Here is a 14,309-nt window from a genome sequence, read left to right on the forward strand (position 1 = left end):
TCCGTATGGGGCGCCGCCCCTTTTGCATGTCGGTCAGACGCAACGAGACGTTAAGGATTTCAGGTCGGTTCGTTAACCATTGATGTCGTGAATTAGCAAGCATTTCCAGACGCTTAACGTACCGTGTAAGGGGTTTCAGGCTTGACTCTGCGAACGGTCTTCCGTATAGGTTGTGGCATGCTGGAACAGGTGGGCGAACGGCCCCGGGGGTGACCCCGGTGGCCGTTTTTTCATGCGGTTCGGGCGGAGGATCACTCAACCGAGAGGTCATCGAGCACATGACACTTATTACCCCGGAAGAAGGGTTTGCCGAACTGGAAAACGTGGCCCGCGAGGTCCGCGAAGAACTTCGGGAAGCACGAAAAGATTTGCAGGACCTGAGACAACGGGTTCGCACCGGGGAAGTCGGAACGGAAACAGAGGGCCTGAAGATACTCGCATACGTGCGATCCATGTTGAAGGCTGCCAGCGAAACGGAGGCGCAACTTGCCAAAGCACAACGAGACAGAGCCGGAATTGTCCGGGATTACGCGATCGATTTCGACGCCGCACGATCTGAGATCGGGTGCCGCCTGGATCGCCTCCGCAGATGTTGCCGTGAGGAATGAGTTTTTAAACAGTATGCCCAAGGGAGAGCTTCTTGCTCTCCCTTTCATTTTCGAGTTCTGGGCCATGGATCACCAGTTGCCGCCAGAGGGCGACTGGCGGTCCTGGGTCATTCTTGGTGGGCGCGGTGCGGGCAAGACCCGCGCCGGGTCTGAATGGGTCCGGTCAATGGTAGAGGGGTCGCGTCCGCGCGATCCCGGCCGGGCGAAACGTGTGGCACTGGTGGGCGAGACGCTGGACCAGGTGCGCGAGGTGATGGTGTTTGGCGAGAGCGGCATTCTTGCCTGCTCGCCCCCTGACCGCAGGCCGGATTGGCATGGCGGGCGCCGGACCCTGATCTGGCCGAATGGAGCCGAGGCGATGGCCTTTTCCGCGCATGAGCCCGAAGCGCTGCGCGGTCCGCAGTTTGACGCGGCCTGGGTGGATGAGTTGGCGAAGTGGAAACGCGCGCAGGATACCTGGGACATGCTGCAATTCGGATTGCGGCTGGGGGAGTGTCCGCAGCAATGCGTTACGACGACTCCGCGCAATGTAGTGGTTCTGAAGCAGCTGCTGAAGCTGGGCTCCACCGTGGTGTCACATGCGCCGACCGAAGCGAACCGGGCCAACCTTGCGGATAGTTTTCTGGCCGAGGTGCGGGCGCGCTATGCCGGTACGCGGTTGGGGCGGCAGGAACTGGACGGTGTGTTGATGGAAGACGAGGAGGGCGCGCTCTGGACACATTCGTTGCTGGATGAGGTGCGTATCGAAAAGGCGGGCGCGTTTGACCGGGTGCTTGTGGCGGTCGATCCGCCGGTAAGCGGCCATGCCGGATCTGACGAATGCGGGATCGTCGCGGTTGGTGTCACCACGCAGGGGCCGGTGCAGGACTGGCGCGCGGTCGTGCTGGAAGATGCCAGCGTGCGTGCGGCCAGCCCGATGACATGGGCGCGCGCGGCGATCACCTGCATGGAGCACTGGGGGGCGGACCGGCTGGTGGCCGAGGTCAATCAGGGTGGCGACATGGTCGAACAGGTCATCCGTCAGGTTGATCCGCTGGTGCCTGTAACCAAGGTGCATGCCGCCAAGGGCAAGGTCGCGCGGGCAGAGCCTGTCGCGGCGCTGTACGAGCAGGGACGTGTCAGCCACCTGCGGGGTCTGGGCGATCTGGAAGATCAGATGTGCCGGATGACCCTGCAAGGTTATCAGGGCAAAGGCTCGCCGGATCGCGTGGACGCGCTGGTCTGGGCCTTGACCGAGGGCATGATCCAGTCGGCGGCGGGGTGGCGCAAGCCGCAGTTGCGTGCGCTCTAGGGGGTGCGTTCGCATTGGTTAAGCAGCCTTAACCAATAAGCCCTAGGTTGGTTTCAACGGCGGCGGGCACCCTCGCCATCAGGACAGCAAGAGTGACAGGCAGGCATGACGGGCCGCGCAAACCAGCGTGACACGGGCGATGGCGGCTTGCCTGCACGGCACAGGCGGAACGAGGAGCATCACAGGATGGTATTTGATTTCATGCGCAAGAGCAGGGTTCCAGAAGCTCAGGCGCAGGTGCCTGCAGCGCCTGAGGCCAAGGCCAGCGCCGTGGGTCGCGTGATCGCCATGCAGGGCGCGGGGCGTGTGGCCTGGAGCCCTCGTGACACGGTTTCGCTGACGCGCACCGGCTTTGCCGGGAACCCGGTCGGGTTTCGCGCGGTGAAGCTGATCGCCGAGGCCGCAGCGGCGCTGCCGCTGGTGCTTCAGGATGCGGAGCGGCGCTATGAAAGCCATCCGGTTCTGTCGCTTTTGTCCGCGCCCAACCCCGCGCAGCGCCGGGCCGAGTTGCTGGAGTCGCTTTACGGTCAGATCCTGCTGTCGGGCAATGGTTATGTCGAGGCGGTCAACAGCGACCTAGGCGACTTGGCCGAGCTGCACGTCCTGCGCTCTGACCGGTTGTCTGTGATCCCGGGCCCGGACGGTTGGCCGGTGGGCTATGAATATGCCGTGGGCGGGCGCAAGCATCGGTTTGATGCGACGGGGCCGGTCTCTCCGATCTGCCATATCAAGAGCTTCCATCCGCAGGACGACCATTACGGGCTAAGCCCGATGCATGCCGCAGCGATGGCGCTTGATGTCCACAGCAGCGCGTCCCGCTGGTCAAAAGCGCTTCTGGACAATGCCGCGCGGCCGTCCGGGGCGATTGTCTACAAGGGTGCCGAGGGGCAGGGCAGTCTGGGTCAGGACCAGTATGACCGGCTGGTGAGCGAGATGGAAAGCTATCACCAGGGCGCGCGAAACGCCGGGCGGCCGATGCTTCTGGAAGGTGGCCTGGACTGGAAGCCGATGGGGTTCAGCCCCTCGGATATGGAGTTCCAGAAGACCAAGGAAAGTGCGGCGCGGGAGATTGCGCTCGCCTTCGGGGTGCCGCCCATGTTGATGGGTATTCCCGGCGACGCGACCTATGCGAATTACCAGGAAGCCAATCGCGCCTTCTACCGGCTGACGGTCCTGCCGCTGGCAATGCGGGTGGCGGCAGCGCTGAGCGGCTGGCTGGGGGCGCATATGGGCGAAGGGTTCGAGCTGAAGCCGGATCTGGATCAGGTGCCTGCGCTCAGCGCCGAACGTGACGCGCAGTGGAAGCGCGTGACCGGGGCGGAATTTCTGACCGTCGCCGAGAAACGCGCGATGCTTGGCCTGCCTGCGCTGGCGGAGGATGAGGACGATGGCTGATGGCCGGGGCGTTCCCTTTGATTGTGCGCCGTCGCTCAAGCTGGAGGCGCATGAGCGCCTGGCCCGGATGCAGTTCGAGGCGGCCGAAAGACGGGTCGACAAGATCGAAGTGCTGATGGAGCGGCTTGAGCGGCGGTTGTGGCTGGCGGTTTACGGCGTGGTGGGCGTGATCCTGGCTCAGGCTGTTCAAGGCCTGATGGCCGCCGCCCCCTGAGGCCGGAATTCGAGATGATGGAAGGACAAGACATGCAGACGGATTACGGGCTGGAGCAGAAATTCTGCCGTTTCGAGACCGAGGTTTCGGTGACCGATGGCAGCCGGATCGAGGGCTATGCCTCGCTTTTCGGCGCCTGCGATCAGGGTGGAGATGTCGTCGAGGCGGGCGCCTACAAGGCATCGCTGAAGCGCATGGCCGAGGAACGCCGCGCGGTGAAAATGCTGTGGCAGCACGACCCGGCAACGCCGATTGGCATCTGGGACGAGGTGCGCGAGGACGGCCGCGGGCTATACGTCAAGGGCCGGTTGCTGGACAGCACCCAGAAGGGCCGCGAGGCGGCGGCCCTGATCGCGGCCGGAGCGATTGACGGGCTGTCGATCGGCTACCGCACGGTGAAGGCCACGAAGAACGACAGGGGCCAGCGGCTTCTGACGGAACTGGAGCTTTGGGAGGTGTCGCTTGTCACTTTCCCGATGCTGCCCAGTGCGCGGGTGGCGGCCAAGGGCGATGCCCCGGCCGAGGCCATGCTGCGTGAATTGGCGCAGGCGCTGGAAGGCGCACGCCGGAACCTGACGCGCGACTGACGCGCCAAGCCACTACAGGACCAACGCCATGAGCAAGACCGAGACGACCTCTCGGATCGGGGAAGATCTGTCTCCGGTCACCCAAGTGAAATCCGCGATTGCGGGTTTCGTCGGGGATTTCAAGACCTTTCAGGACGACATGTCCGCACGACTTCAACAACAGGAAGAGCGACTGACCATGCTTGATCGTAAATCTCATACTGCCTACCGCCCCGCACTGGCCATGACGGCCGATGCCGAGGTGCCGCATCAGAAGGCGTTCAACGCCTATTTGCGGTCGGGCGACGACGATGGGCTTCGTGGCCTGGAGCTGGAAGGCAAGGCGATGTCCACGGCGGTGAACGGAGACGGTGGCTATCTGGTGGATCCGGTGACCTCTGCGTCGGTCAATTCGGTGCTGTCGACCACAGCGTCGATCCGGGCCATCGCCAATGTCGTGAATGTCGAAGCTACGTCCTATGACGTGCTGATCGACACGTCTGAAATAGGCGCGGGCTGGGCATCCGAGACCGGCTCTTCGACCGAGACGGGCACGCCGATCGTTGACCGTATTGCCATCCCGCTGCACGAGCTTTCGGCGCTGCCCAAAGCGTCCCAGCGTTTGCTGGACGATGCCGCGTTCGACATCGAAGGCTGGCTGGCGGGCCGCATTGCGGACAAATTTGCCCGCGCAGAGGCCGCAGCGTTCATCAGCGGTGATGGCAATGACAAGCCCACCGGTTTCCTGACCCATCCTGCTGTCGACAACGATGTCTGGAGCTGGGGCAATATCGGCTATGTGCCGACAGGTGCGGACGGGGCCTTTGCCGGTGCCGATGCGCTGATCGACCTCGTCTATGCTCTGGGTGCAGAATACCGCGCCAACGGCACTTTCGTGATGAACTCGAAGACGGCCGGCCTGGTGCGCAAGATGAAGGACGCGGACGGACGCTTCTTGTGGTCCGACGGTCTGGCGGCGGCAGAGCCCGCGCGTCTGCTGGGCTACCGCGTGTTGATCGCCGAAGACATGCCCGATGTGGCCTCTGGCGCCGACGCGATTGCCTTTGGCGACTTCGGCACCGGTTATACTGTCGCCGAACGTCCCGACCTGCGCGTTCTGCGCGATCCGTTCTCGGCCAAGCCGCATGTCCTGTTCTACGCGACCAAGCGTGTCGGTGGCGACGTGAGCGACTTTGCCGCGATCAAGCTTCTGCGTTTCGCCGTCTCTTAAGGCGCGGCGGATGGGTGGCGGGGTAACCCGCCGCTCTGGCGCGCGCCGCATCAGACTTGCGTTGTCCAACTGCTCCCCTCCGTTCGAGCAACGTGAGTGGCGCGCGCCTTTTTTGCCAGAAAAGCTCCCGCGGAGGGGCAGGATGTTTGGAGACGATCCATGATGTTGATCGAAGAAACCACGGTGCCGCAGGCGGTGCTACCGGTTGCGGGGCTGCGGAGCCACCTGCGGCTGGGGTCGGGCTTTGCCGAGGAGAGCCTGCAGGATGGCTTGCTCGAAGGCTTTCTGCGAGCGGCGATGGCCGCCATCGAAGCGCGCATCGGAAAAGCGTTGATCGCACGTGATTACACCTGGACTGTTGAACGCTGGAACGATGCCGGGCAGGGATTGCCGATTGCGCCCGTAAGCGCCGTTCTGCAACTGTCCATTGCCGGACGGGACGGCGTGCCGGCCGTGATCGACCCTGCCAGATACCGGTTGGTGCAGGATGCGGTGCGCCCGGTCCTGGCGCCGGTTGGAAGCTGCCTGCCGACGATCCCCGAGGGTGGCCGCGCAGTGCTGCGCCTGACCGCCGGTATGTCGCCTGACTGGGGCAACCTGCCCGCAGATATTGCGCAAGCGGCGATGTTGCTGGCCGCGCATTATTACGAATACCGGGACGAAACCTCTTTAGGCCGTGGATGCATGCCATTTGGTGTGACCAGCCTGATCGAGCGCTACCGCCCGGTGCGGATCGGCCTGGGAGCAGGGCAATGAGTACCCTCGGGTTGAACCGCCCGCTGGTGCTGGAGGCGCCTCTGGTGACGGCAAACGGGTCTGGCGGCTATGACGTAGGCTGGGCCGCACTTGGCACGCTTTGGGCCGAGGTCATACCGCGGACCGGGCGCGAAGTGAAAGGGCCCGCGTCCTCTGCCTCGGTCATGGGGTTCAAGATCACGGTGCGCGGCGCCCCGGTGGGCAGCGCAATGCGCCCGCAGGCAGGCCAGCGGTTCCGCGAAGGGACCCGACATTACCGCATCGAGGCGGTCAGCGAGCGCGATCCGCGCGGCCGTTTCCTGGTTTGCTTTGCCGAAGAAGAGGTGGCGGCATGAGCCATGCGCTTTCCGCACCGCTTCAAGCGGCCGTCTATCAGTACCTCCTTGCGGATGCCGGGGTGCAGGCCAGCATCGGGGCGCATCTCTATGATGCGCTGCCTTCGGGCCGGGTGCCGGATCTTTATGCGACGCTGGGTGCAGAGGTCGTGCGGGACAAATCCGACGCGTCGGGGGCAGGTGCAGAGCACGATCTGACGATCAGCGTCGTGACGGGTGCCTCCGGGTTCCAGCAGGCTAAGGAAGCGGCGGCCGCGATCAGCGATGCGCTTGACGATCCGGTCTTGACCCTAAGCCGCGGGCGTCTGGTGGGGATGCGGTTCCTCAAGGCGCAGGCGGCACGTGTCGGAACCGGAACAATCCGCCGCATCGATCTGAAATTCCGCGCCCGCGTGGAAGACAACTGAACATCATCAACGGAGTAAATGCCATGGGTGCCCAGAACGGCAAGGACATGCTTATCAAGGTGGACCTGACCGGGGACGGTCAGTTCCGCACGCTGGCGGGGCTGCGTGCCACGCGCGTCAGCTTTAACGCCGAAACGGTTGACGTGACCTCTTTGGAAAGCTCGGGGGGGTGGCGCGAGTTGCTGGGTGGGGCCGGTGTGAAATCCGCCTCGCTGTCCGGTTCGGGGGTGTTTCGCGATGACTCCACAGACGAACGTGCGCGCCAGATCTTCTTTGACGGTGAAACGCCGGAATTCCAGGTCATCATCCCGGATTTCGGAACGGTTGAAGGGCCGTTTCTGGTTACGGCAATCGAATATGCGGGCTCGCATAACGGCGAGGCGACTTACGAATTGTCCCTGGCCTCGGCCGGCCAGCTGACCTTCACGGCGCTGTAAGCCGATGACCAATCCGTGGAGAGGGGAAGTCGCGCTCGAAATCGAGGGGGTGCAGCACCAGCTGCGCCTGACCTTGGGCGCGCTGGCAGAATTGGAAGCCGGGTTGGAAAGCGGGTCCTTGATGGATCTCGTCAGCAGGTTTGAAAGCGGCAAGGTCAGCAGCCGGGATGTACTGGCCTTGGTCGTTGCCGGGCTGCGCGGCGGTGGCTGGCAAGGGCGGGCATCGGATCTTTTGTCAGCGGAAATCACGGGGGGGCCGATGGCGGCCGCCCGTGCAGCGGCAGAGCTTTTGACGCGCGCCTTCCTGCCGCCGGAAGAGATAGCGCCTTGAGCGGGCTCGACTGGCCGGCGCTGATGCGCGCCGGCCTGCAAGGGCTGGGTCTGCGCCCGTCGGAATTCTGGGCGCTTACACCGGCGGAACTGCGGGTGATGCTGGGCGAGCGGGCCAGCGCAACGGCACTGGGGCGCGACGGGCTCGAGGCGTTGATCCGGGCCTGTCCGGACAGTCATGAAAGGGCAGAAGATGGCAGATGTTGATGCGGCTGAAACGCTGGAAAATCAGATGGATGCCTTGGAGAGTTCACTCTCTTCGGCAACCGGGATGGCAGCCGGATTCGACGCAGAGCTGCGCCGCATCCACCAAACGTTCAGCGCTACCGGAAAAGGCGTCGCTGCGCTGGAGAATTCGCTGAGCCGCGGATTGAAGAACGCGATCGACGGCGTCGTCTTCGACGGGATGAAGCTGTCTGACGCGCTGGAGACGGTTGCGCGATCGATGATCGGAACAGCCTATAATGCGGCAGTGAAACCGGTGACCGACCAGGTCGGCAGCCTGCTGGCGGGCAGTGTCTCGGGTCTCTTTGGTGGGGTATCGCCCTTTGCCGATGGCGCGGCCTTCGGTCAGGGCCGCGTGATGCCCTTTGCAAAGGGCGGCGTCGTGACGAGCCCTACGAATTTTCCGATGCGGGGCGGCACTGGCCTGATGGGCGAAGCGGGGCCTGAGGCCATCATGCCATTGACCCGCGGGGCAGACGGGAAGCTGGGTGTGCAGGCGCAGGGTGGCGGTGCCGCCACGACGGTCGTGATGAATATCACGACTCCGGATGTCGACGGATTCCGCCGCAGCCAAACGCAGGTCGCTGCCCAGATGAGCCGTGCGTTGAGCCGCGGCCAACGCAATCGCTAAGGAGGATCAGATGGCATTTCACGAGGTCAGATTTCCGGCCAACCTGAGCTTTGGGTCGGTCGGCGGACCCGAGCGGCGCACTGACGTGGTGACGCTTGCCAACGGGTTCGAAGAGCGCAACACGCCCTGGGCGCATTCGCGCAGGCGATATGACGCGGGTCTGGGCCTGCGGTCCCTTGACGATATCGGCGAACTGATTGCGTTTTTCGAAGCGCGGCAGGGACAGCTATTCGGCTTTCGGTGGAAAGACTGGGCCGATTACAAGAGCTGCCGGGCGTCGCGGAAGGTGCGGTTTGACGATCAGGTCATCGCGCGCGGTGACGGAGAAACGGTCTCGTTTCAGCTGATCAAGCGCTATCGGTCGGGGGATGCGTTCTATGACCGTCCGTTGAAGAAGCCGGTGAGAGGCACTGTCCGCGCAGGCGTTCAGGGTGACGAATTGCTGGACGGTGTCCATTACGAGGTCGACCTGTCCAGCGGTGTAATCACCTTTGCCGAACCGCCGCTGGCGGAGGCCGAGGTGACCGCAGGGTTCGAGTTCGACGTGCCGGTGCGCTTTGACACCGACAGTATCCGCACGAGCGTTTCCAGCTTTCAGGCGGGCGAGATCCCCGATGTTCCGGTGGTGGAGGTGCGGGTCTGATGACGTTTCACGAGGGGTTGAAAACGCATCTTCAGAGCGGATGCACCACCATTTCCCGCGCCTGGAGCGTGACGCGGCGCGACGGAGTTCAGATGGGCTTTACCGATCACGACTGTGATCTGACCTTCGGCGGCATGGTCCATCGCGCCGATACCGGTTTGACGGCGCGCGCCTTGCAGCAAAGCACCGGTCTGTCGGTCGATAACAGCGAGGCGACCGGCGCATTGTCCTCATCCGCCATCAGCGAAGCGGATATCGCCGCCGGCCGGTTTGACGGGGCAGAGGTTGCCTCCTGGATCGTGAACTGGGCCAATCCCGACGAGCGGCAACTGCTTTTTCGTGGAACGTTGGGAGAGATCCGTCGGTCGGGCGGGGCCTTCGAAGCAGAACTGCGGGGCCTGAGCGAAGCCCTTAACCGTCCGTTGGGGCGGGTCTTCCAGAAACCCTGCACGGCGGTGCTGGGCGATGGGGCCTGCGGTTTCGATGTCTCCACGCCGGGCTACGCCCATACTGCTGTGATCGAGACGATCAAGGACCGCCGCGTCTTTCAGTTTGCAGAGCCGGGTGGGTTCGAGCCGGGCTGGTTCCAGCGCGGGCGTCTGGAGGTTCTTTCGGGCGGGGCGCAGGGCCTGACCGGCGCGATCAAACGGGATCGTTCCGAAGGCGGCTCTCGGGTGATCGAGCTTTGGGAAGCCATGCGGGCCGACATCGTGGCTGGGGACGAGATCCGCATCGTCGCGGGCTGCGACAAGCGGTTCGAGACCTGCCGTCTGAAATTCGCCAACCAGCTGAACTTTCAAGGCTTCCCGGATATACCCGAAGAGGATTGGGTGATGGTTCATCCCTCGGTCGCTACCGCGAAAGCCGGGGGGAGCCGCCGATGACAACTGCGTCGCCGGATATCGTGGCTGCCGCGCGTGGCTGGCTGGGGACGCCCTATCGGCATCAGGCGTCGGTGCGCGGCGCGGGGACCGATTGCCTGGGCCTGCTGCGCGGCGTCTGGCGCGAAGTGATCGGGCCAGAGCCGGTGACCGTTCCTGCCTATTCCTACGACTGGTCTGAACCCCAGGGCGAAGAACGTCTGTGGGACGCCGCATTGGCCCATCTGCAGGATGCGGGCGCGGATCTTGTGCCGGGCGATGTGCTGCTGTTCCGGATGCGGAACGGGTCGGTCGCCAAGCACCTTGGCATTCTGTCGGAGGCTCGCGAACTGCCCGCCTTCATTCACGCATATACGGGGCACGGGGTGGTCGAAAGCCCGCTGAGCGCGCCCTGGAGACGCCGCATCGTGGCGCGTTTCCGCTTTCCTTTGGAGGGGTAATCATGGCGACGATTCTGCTGTCGGCCGCGGGTGCGGCGCTTGGGAGCTCTGTCGGCGGGAGCATGCTTGGTCTGTCCATGACCGCCGTGGGCCGGTTCGCCGGGGCCACGCTTGGCCGGGCGATTGACCAGCGGCTTATGGGGCAGGGTTCCGAGACTGTCGAGACAGGGCGGGTGGATCGGTTCCGCCTGACAGGTGCGGGCGAAGGCGCGCCGGTGGCCCAAGTCTATGGTCGGATGCGCGTGGGCGGTCACGTGATCTGGGCCACGGAATTTCAGGAGCATGTGACGACCAGTGGCGGCGGTGGTGGCGGCGGCGGCAAGGGCGCGCCGAGCCAGCCCAAGGTCAAAAGCTACAGCTATTCTGTCAGCCTCGCGCTCGCACTGTGCGAGGGTGAGATCACCGGCGTTCACCGGGTCTGGGCCGATGGCGCTGAGATTCCTCTGAGCGAAGTGACCATGCGGGTCTATCCCGGCAGTCGGGATCAGTTGCCCGACCCCAAGATCGCCGCAATGGAGGGCGCCGACAACGTGCCCGCCTATCGTGGCACGGCCTATGTCGTTTTCGAGGATCTGGCGCTGGAGCGGTTCGGCAATCGCATCCCTCAGTTCAGCTTCGAGGTGACGCGACCCGATCATGACAAGGCTGATCCTGCAAGCGTGGCCCACGGTGTCAGCGGAGTCGCACTGATGCCCGGCACAGGGGAATATGCGCTGGCCACGAAACCGGTGCATTTCAAATATGGCGGCGGCAAATCGTCGATTGCCAATGTCAACACGGCGTCGGCGCAGCCAGACATCCTGCAGTCGCTTGACATGCTGGAAGCAGAGCTTCCCAACGCACGCGCCGTATCGCTGGTGGTCAGCTGGTTCGGCAATGACTTGCGCTGTGGTCGGTGCAGTTTGCGCCCGCGCGTTGAACAGGCTTCGTATGACGCCTCGAACATGGCGTGGAAAGTCGCGGGTAAGAGCCGCTCGACGGCGGGCGTTGTGCCAAAGGTCGAGGGCCGGCCCGTCTATGGTGGCACGCCCTGCGACACCTCGGTGGTTCAGGCGATCCGCGAAATGAATGAGCGCGGGCAGAAGGTGATGTTCTACCCGTTCATCCTGATGGACCAGCAGGCCGACAACACTTTGCCCGATCCTTGGACCGGCGCGGAAGGCCAGCCGCCCTTGCCGTGGCGGGGACGGATCACATTGCCGGCGGCGCCCGGCCAGGAAGGCTCGCCCGATGGCACCGCTGCGGCAGATGCGCAAGTCGCCGCCTTTTTTGGCTCCGCGAGAGCCGACGATTTCAGTATCTCGAACGGCAAGGTGAGCTATTCCGGCCCCGCCGAGTGGGGGTTCCGGCGCTTCATCCTGCATTACGCCGCCCTGTGCGCGGCATCCGGAGGGGTGGAGTCCTTCTGTATCGGGTCGGAAATGCGTGGGCTGACCACAATCCGCGGTGAGTCGGGATATCCGGCGGTCGCAGAGCTCAAGCTGCTCGCCGCCGAGGTGCGCACCCTTCTGGGCAACGATTGCAAGATCGGCTACGCGGCGGATTGGTCGGAGTATTTCGGCCACCACCCGCAGGACGGTTCGGGCGATCTGCGTTTCCACCTCGATCCGCTTTGGGGCGATGAGAATATCGATTTCATCGGTATCGACAACTACATGCCGCTGTCGGATTGGCGCGACGGGCATGAGCATGCCGATGCGCATTGGGGGGCCATTCACGACCAGACCTACCTTGAATCCAATATCGAGGGCGGAGAGGGCTATGACTGGTATTACCCCACGCAGGAGGCGCGGGACGCACAGCGGCGCGTGCCCATCACGGACGAGGCCCATCACGAGCCCTGGGTCTGGCGCTACAAGGATATTCGCAACTGGTGGTCAAACACGCATCACGAGCGCATCGGCGGCGAACGACAGGCGCAGCCGACGGCCTGGGTGCCTGGATCAAAGCCGGTCTGGTTTACCGAATATGGCTGTGCAGCCATCGACAAGGGGACCAACCAACCCAACAAATTCCTTGATCCCAAAAGCTCCGAATCCGCTCTGCCGCGATATTCCGACGCCCGCCGTGACGAGCTGATCCAGCATCAATATCTTCGGGCCATGCATGGCTACTGGCGAAACCCGGAGCATAACCCGGTTTCCGAGATCTATGGCGGGCCGATGATCGATATGGACCGGGCCTTTGTTTGGGCTTGGGACGCGCGGCCCTATCCCTGGTTCCCTGCGAACCGGGCGCTGTGGTCGGATGGTGCCAACTACCTGCGCGGTCATTGGTTGAGCGGGCGTGCTTCGGGACGGCGCCTGTCCAGCGTTGTTGCAGAGATCTGCGAACGTGCGGGACTGCGCGATTATGACGTGTCGGGCCTGCATGGCCTCGTGCGTGGCTATTCCATGCCGGATGTCGCTGCGGCGCGAAACGCCTTGCAACCCCTGATGCTGGCCTACGGCTTTGACGCCGTGGAACGCGATGGAGCTATCTGCTTTGTCATGCGGGCGCAGGGCAAGCCGCTGTTGCTGGAAGGTGAGGCATTCGCTGAAAGCGACGAGTTTAATGGCACCGTCGAACAGACCCGCGCGGCCGAGGTCGAGATATCTGGCCGGGTGCGCGTGCGCTTTGTGCAGGCCGATGGCGATTACGATACCGTGGCCGAGGAAACAGTTCTTCCCGATGACACGACCCATTCGGTTGCAGAGACCGAACTGGCGCTGTCGCTGACCCGGGCAGAGGGTCGCCAGACCGCCGAACGCTGGCTGTCGGAGGCCCGCCTGTCGCGCGACGCCGTGCGCTTTGTCCTTCCGCCGTCGCGGATGGAGCTTGGCGCGGGGGATGTCGTGTCGCTGGAAGAGGAGGGCGCGCTATACCGCGTCGACCGGATCGAGCATGGCAATGGTCAGATGATCGAGGCCGTGCGTGTGGACCCTGATGTCTACCAGCCTTCCGAATTCCCTGACGATTCCGCCAGCATGCGCCCGTTCATCGCGCCCGTGCCGGTCTTGCCCCTGTTCCTTGATCTGCCGCTTCTTACGGGGGATGAGGTGGTGCATGCGCCGCATCTTGCGCTGACAGCTGATCCATGGCCGGGCAGCGTGGCGGTTTATGATGCCGTCAGCGACGAGGATTTCGCGCTCAATCAGGTCATTGCGGCAAGATCGACGGTCGGGGTCACGCAGACGCCGCTATTTGCCGCCCCCGCAGGCCGTTTCGATCGTGGCAATGCCCTGCAGGTCAAGCTTACCTCTGGCGCGCTGCAAAGCGTCAGCGATGCGGCGTTGCTTTCTGGCGCGAACACGGCTGCAATCGGTGACGGTACGCCCGGTGGTTGGGAAGTGTTCCAGTTCCGTGATGCCGAGCTGTTGGACGAAGACACGTGGCTTCTGTCGCACAGGCTGAGGGGACAGGCGGGAAGCGACGGCATCCTGCCGGATGTCTGGCCTGCCGGGTCGTGGGTGGTGATGCTGGATGGCACGCCGCAGCAGATCGAACTGAAAACCGCGTCGCGCGGGCTGGCACGGCATTACCGGATCGGACCGGCGAAGCGCGGATATGACGATCCCAGCTATGTCCATGAGGTCCATGCCTTCAGCGGGATAGGGCTGAGGCCATACCGGCCCGCGCATCTGCGGCTGACACCTTCGGGGGGCGGCTATGATGTCAGCTGGATTCGCCGTACGCGGACCGAAGGCGACATCTGGGAAACGCCGGAAGTGCCGATTGGCGAAGAACAGGAAGCCTATATATTGCGCGTGATGCAGGGCCAGAACGTGCTGAGGGAAGTGTCGCTGAACAGTCCGGCATGGCACTACAGCGCCGCAGAACGGGCCGCCGATGGGCCGGATGTGACAATCGCGGTGGCGCAGGTGTCAGCGCGGTTCGGGCCCGGCCCCTTCGCGACGGTCTCGACGCTGCTATGAAACGC

17 protein-coding genes are annotated in these 14,309 nt (G+C 63.9%); all 17 read left to right on the top strand.

All coding sequences use genetic code 11. The annotated features are described in order from the left end of the window. Positions 1 to 278: 278 nt before the first annotated feature. The 17 genes from EDD52_RS23670 to EDD52_RS10565 all read left to right on the top strand — a co-directional run bounded on the left by EDD52_RS23670 (position 279) and on the right by EDD52_RS10565 (position 14,304). A complete protein-coding gene (locus tag EDD52_RS23670) occupies positions 279 to 608 on the top strand; it encodes a hypothetical protein (protein ID WP_165907508.1) in 330 nt (109 codons plus the stop codon). Then, positions 556 to 1,899 carry a DNA-packaging protein gene (locus tag EDD52_RS10490; RefSeq protein ID WP_132244898.1) on the top strand — a complete coding sequence of 448 codons (1,344 nt, stop codon included), beginning with the start codon at positions 556 to 558 and terminating at the stop codon, positions 1,897 to 1,899. The genes EDD52_RS23670 and EDD52_RS10490 overlap by 53 nt, the downstream gene beginning before the upstream one ends. Positions 1,900 to 2,085: 186 nt before the next feature. Continuing rightward, positions 2,086 to 3,294: a phage portal protein gene (locus tag EDD52_RS10495; RefSeq protein WP_132244652.1), complete on the top strand. Its 1,209-nt coding sequence runs from the start codon at positions 2,086 to 2,088 to the stop codon at positions 3,292 to 3,294. Beyond that, the gene (locus tag EDD52_RS10500) at positions 3,287 to 3,508 is read left to right on the top strand and encodes a GTA head formation protein, RCAP_rcc01685 family (protein ID WP_132244654.1); all 222 of its coding nucleotides are present in this window, start codon (positions 3,287 to 3,289) and stop codon (positions 3,506 to 3,508) included. Before EDD52_RS10495 ends, EDD52_RS10500 begins: the two co-directional genes overlap by 8 nt. Positions 3,509 to 3,540: 32 nt before the next feature. Continuing rightward, entirely contained in the window at positions 3,541 to 4,095 is a 555-nt protein-coding gene (locus EDD52_RS10505) for an HK97 family phage prohead protease (RefSeq protein WP_132244900.1), read from the top strand. A 28-nt stretch (positions 4,096 to 4,123) separates the two neighbouring features. Further along, on the top strand, positions 4,124 to 5,305 hold the full coding sequence (locus EDD52_RS10510; protein ID WP_132244656.1) for a phage major capsid protein: 1,182 nt from the start codon (positions 4,124 to 4,126) through the stop codon (positions 5,303 to 5,305). A gap of 159 nt (positions 5,306 to 5,464) precedes the next feature. After that, the gene (locus EDD52_RS10515; RefSeq protein WP_132244657.1) at positions 5,465 to 6,061 is read left to right on the top strand and encodes a head-tail connector protein; all 597 of its coding nucleotides are present in this window, start codon (positions 5,465 to 5,467) and stop codon (positions 6,059 to 6,061) included. Further along, a complete protein-coding gene (locus tag EDD52_RS10520) occupies positions 6,058 to 6,396 on the top strand; it encodes a head-tail adaptor protein (protein ID WP_132244659.1) in 339 nt (112 codons plus the stop codon). Before EDD52_RS10515 ends, EDD52_RS10520 begins: the two co-directional genes overlap by 4 nt. After that, the gene (locus EDD52_RS10525) at positions 6,393 to 6,803 is read left to right on the top strand and encodes a DUF3168 domain-containing protein (RefSeq protein WP_132244661.1); all 411 of its coding nucleotides are present in this window, start codon (positions 6,393 to 6,395) and stop codon (positions 6,801 to 6,803) included. The genes EDD52_RS10520 and EDD52_RS10525 overlap by 4 nt, the downstream gene beginning before the upstream one ends. A 23-nt stretch (positions 6,804 to 6,826) precedes the next feature. Continuing rightward, positions 6,827 to 7,240 (top strand): phage major tail protein, TP901-1 family, encoded by a 414-nt coding sequence (locus EDD52_RS10530; protein ID WP_132244663.1) that lies wholly within the window; start codon positions 6,827 to 6,829, stop codon positions 7,238 to 7,240. A gap of 4 nt (positions 7,241 to 7,244) precedes the next feature. Next, positions 7,245 to 7,571, top strand: a complete 327-nt coding sequence (locus EDD52_RS10535) for a gene transfer agent family protein (RefSeq protein WP_132244665.1) — start codon at positions 7,245 to 7,247, stop codon at positions 7,569 to 7,571. After that, the gene (locus EDD52_RS10540) at positions 7,568 to 7,777 is read left to right on the top strand and encodes a rcc01693 family protein (RefSeq protein ID WP_132244667.1); all 210 of its coding nucleotides are present in this window, start codon (positions 7,568 to 7,570) and stop codon (positions 7,775 to 7,777) included. The genes EDD52_RS10535 and EDD52_RS10540 overlap by 4 nt, the downstream gene beginning before the upstream one ends. Next, the gene (locus EDD52_RS10545; protein ID WP_132244669.1) at positions 7,764 to 8,426 is read left to right on the top strand and encodes a phage tail tape measure protein; all 663 of its coding nucleotides are present in this window, start codon (positions 7,764 to 7,766) and stop codon (positions 8,424 to 8,426) included. Before EDD52_RS10540 ends, EDD52_RS10545 begins: the two co-directional genes overlap by 14 nt. Before the next feature lie 10 nt (positions 8,427 to 8,436). Beyond that, positions 8,437 to 9,069 (top strand): DUF2460 domain-containing protein, encoded by a 633-nt coding sequence (locus EDD52_RS10550; RefSeq protein ID WP_132244671.1) that lies wholly within the window; start codon positions 8,437 to 8,439, stop codon positions 9,067 to 9,069. After that, entirely contained in the window at positions 9,069 to 9,953 is an 885-nt protein-coding gene (locus EDD52_RS10555) for a DUF2163 domain-containing protein (protein ID WP_132244673.1), read from the top strand. Before EDD52_RS10550 ends, EDD52_RS10555 begins: the two co-directional genes overlap by 1 nt. Then, complete coding sequence (locus EDD52_RS10560) at positions 9,950 to 10,390, top strand: NlpC/P60 family protein (protein ID WP_132244675.1); 441 nt, start codon at positions 9,950 to 9,952, stop codon at positions 10,388 to 10,390. The genes EDD52_RS10555 and EDD52_RS10560 overlap by 4 nt, the downstream gene beginning before the upstream one ends. 2 nt (positions 10,391 to 10,392) lie before the next feature. Further along, positions 10,393 to 14,304 (top strand): baseplate multidomain protein megatron, encoded by a 3,912-nt coding sequence (locus EDD52_RS10565; RefSeq protein WP_132244677.1) that lies wholly within the window; start codon positions 10,393 to 10,395, stop codon positions 14,302 to 14,304. The last annotated feature ends 5 nt before the right edge of the window (positions 14,305 to 14,309 follow it).

Origin of the sequence: Primorskyibacter sedentarius, from assembly GCF_004342065.1 — a bacterium.
GTDB lineage: Bacteria > Pseudomonadota > Alphaproteobacteria > Rhodobacterales > Rhodobacteraceae > Primorskyibacter > Primorskyibacter sedentarius.

Coding starts and splice junctions, on each gene's coding strand:
- EDD52_RS23670 (WP_165907508.1), top strand. CDS start 279: ATGACACTTATTACCCCGGAAGAAGGGTTTGCCGAACTGGAAAACGTG.
- EDD52_RS10495 (WP_132244652.1), top strand. CDS start 2,086: ATGGTATTTGATTTCATGCGCAAGAGCAGGGTTCCAGAAGCTCAGGCG.
- EDD52_RS10500 (WP_132244654.1), top strand. CDS start 3,287: ATGGCTGATGGCCGGGGCGTTCCCTTTGATTGTGCGCCGTCGCTCAAG.
- EDD52_RS10505 (WP_132244900.1), top strand. CDS start 3,541: ATGCAGACGGATTACGGGCTGGAGCAGAAATTCTGCCGTTTCGAGACC.
- EDD52_RS10510 (WP_132244656.1), top strand. CDS start 4,124: ATGAGCAAGACCGAGACGACCTCTCGGATCGGGGAAGATCTGTCTCCG.
- EDD52_RS10515 (WP_132244657.1), top strand. CDS start 5,465: ATGATGTTGATCGAAGAAACCACGGTGCCGCAGGCGGTGCTACCGGTT.
- EDD52_RS10520 (WP_132244659.1), top strand. CDS start 6,058: ATGAGTACCCTCGGGTTGAACCGCCCGCTGGTGCTGGAGGCGCCTCTG.
- EDD52_RS10525 (WP_132244661.1), top strand. CDS start 6,393: ATGAGCCATGCGCTTTCCGCACCGCTTCAAGCGGCCGTCTATCAGTAC.
- EDD52_RS10530 (WP_132244663.1), top strand. CDS start 6,827: ATGGGTGCCCAGAACGGCAAGGACATGCTTATCAAGGTGGACCTGACC.
- EDD52_RS10535 (WP_132244665.1), top strand. CDS start 7,245: ATGACCAATCCGTGGAGAGGGGAAGTCGCGCTCGAAATCGAGGGGGTG.
- EDD52_RS10545 (WP_132244669.1), top strand. CDS start 7,764: ATGGCAGATGTTGATGCGGCTGAAACGCTGGAAAATCAGATGGATGCC.
- EDD52_RS10550 (WP_132244671.1), top strand. CDS start 8,437: ATGGCATTTCACGAGGTCAGATTTCCGGCCAACCTGAGCTTTGGGTCG.
- EDD52_RS10555 (WP_132244673.1), top strand. CDS start 9,069: ATGACGTTTCACGAGGGGTTGAAAACGCATCTTCAGAGCGGATGCACC.
- EDD52_RS10560 (WP_132244675.1), top strand. CDS start 9,950: ATGACAACTGCGTCGCCGGATATCGTGGCTGCCGCGCGTGGCTGGCTG.
- EDD52_RS10565 (WP_132244677.1), top strand. CDS start 10,393: ATGGCGACGATTCTGCTGTCGGCCGCGGGTGCGGCGCTTGGGAGCTCT.